Source organism: Mycobacterium sp. TH-M25, assembly GCF_057473665.1.
Window position 1 is genome coordinate 1 of the sequence record NZ_JBYCLA010000218.1, and the last position, 1,655, is coordinate 1,655.

At 60.5% G+C, this 1,655-nt stretch carries 1 protein-coding gene and 1 pseudogene; one reads left to right on the top strand and one right to left on the bottom strand.

The features are described from left to right. Positions 1-72: 72 nt before the first annotated feature. Complete coding sequence (locus tag AC2VOU_RS07335; RefSeq protein WP_486956780.1) at positions 73-1,431, top strand: WS/DGAT/MGAT family O-acyltransferase; 1,359 nt, start codon at positions 73-75, stop codon at positions 1,429-1,431. A 39-nt stretch (positions 1,432-1,470) separates the two neighbouring features. Here AC2VOU_RS07335 and AC2VOU_RS07340 read toward each other — a convergent pair. Continuing rightward, positions 1,471-1,655, bottom strand: a pseudogene (locus AC2VOU_RS07340) (glycosyltransferase); the annotation flags it as partial.

Consider the following 1,655-nt stretch of genomic DNA (forward strand, 5'->3'; position numbering starts at 1 on the left):
GATGCCGACCACGCGGCAATCCTCAAGTGGGGACCGCCATTTCAACGTTTCGAATGAGAAAGGGTCGAATCGATGACTGGATGTCCAGCAGCACCGCCGGACAATCGGCTCTCGTTTGCGGATCAGGTCATGTTTCTGTCGTTACGTGCCACTGGTCAAGAGCCAGTCGCCCAGGCCGTGTGGCTGTATGAGCGCGCTCTCGATTTCGATGGGCTGAGCCGTTTTCATCGCAATTTCGGTCACGGGTTGATGGGACGGCGGATCGAGCGTTCACCGCTGCCGTTCGGTCGACATCGATGGATCGCGTCCGAGGAGCCGCCGTCCAACATCGATATCGCAGAGTGCGCCCGCCCACGCGCTGAGCTCAGCGACTGGGCGGATGAACGCGCACAACTGCCCATTGATCCGGAATGGGGGCCCGGCTGGCATATCGGAGTCCTGCCGCTTACCGACGGTTCGAATGCGGTCAGCCTGGTGATTTCGCACTGTCTGGCGGACGGTTTCGGGGGTTTTGCCACTGTCATCGATGCCGTCAAGGGCAATGTACGCGATTTTGGCTACCCACCGCCAAATTCGCGGACTCGACTTCGCGCTGCGGCTTCCGATCTCCGCGAGACCGCCCGGGGTGTGCCTGAGGTCGCTCGAACCCTTGTCGCAGCGGCCAAACTGGTATACGCCCGCCGACGTGATTTCGGTCAATCACGAGAATCGCGAACCACATTGATCTCAGCAGCGGGCGCCGATCGCAACTTTGTCGTTCCGGCGATCACTGTCTACGTCGATCTTGAAGACTGGGATGACCGAGCCAAAACCCTTGCTGGAACTAGCAACTCGTTGCTTGCCGGGTTCGCTGCGAAACTCGCCGAACGTATGGGGCGATGCGCCGACGACCGCGCCGTCACGTTGTACTTCCCTATGAGCGACCGGATCCCGGACGATACGCGTGCGAACGCAGCAATTCTTGCCCACGCCAGCGTTGACCCAATGCAGGTCACGACAGACTTGTCCGATGTCCGTGTCGCCATCAGGCAGGGACTGAAGATGGCGCGGGAAGTGCCCGATCCGGCGCTGCAGATCCTTCCACTGACCCCGTTTATCCCGAAGAGAGTGGTGAGACGAGCCGCCGATGCACTGTTAACCGCTGATCTCCCGGTGGCCTGCTCGTTTCTTGGAGACCTCGATCCTGCCGTCGGTCGTGTTGATGGGACCGACGCTGACTACGTCATGCTACGAGGGGTAGACCGACATGTAACGCGACAGCTCCTGGAGAAAAGACGTGGCCTTCTCACTCTGGTGGCTGGACGCATCACCGGCAAGATGTCGATCAGCATCGTTGCCTATCAGCCTGGCGTGGAGAACTCCAAGCCCCTATTGCGTGAGCTGGTGGCGCACACGCTTGGGCAGTTTGACCTGACCGGTGTGATCGACTAGCCCCGTTGCTTCTTTGTATTTTGGGGACCACCGGCCATGTCAGACGCCGAGGCGGGCACTTTGTTCCAGTAGATCAGCGGTGCGGGTAATGCTGGCCGTCGGTTTGGTCATCAGGGTGGCGATTTCGCGGGCTCGAGCGACATATTGGGGCATGAGGATCCGGCGCAGGTCGGCGATCAGTGATTTCCTGGTGGCGCTCGCGAAGCGCCGCGACGTGCCGGCTT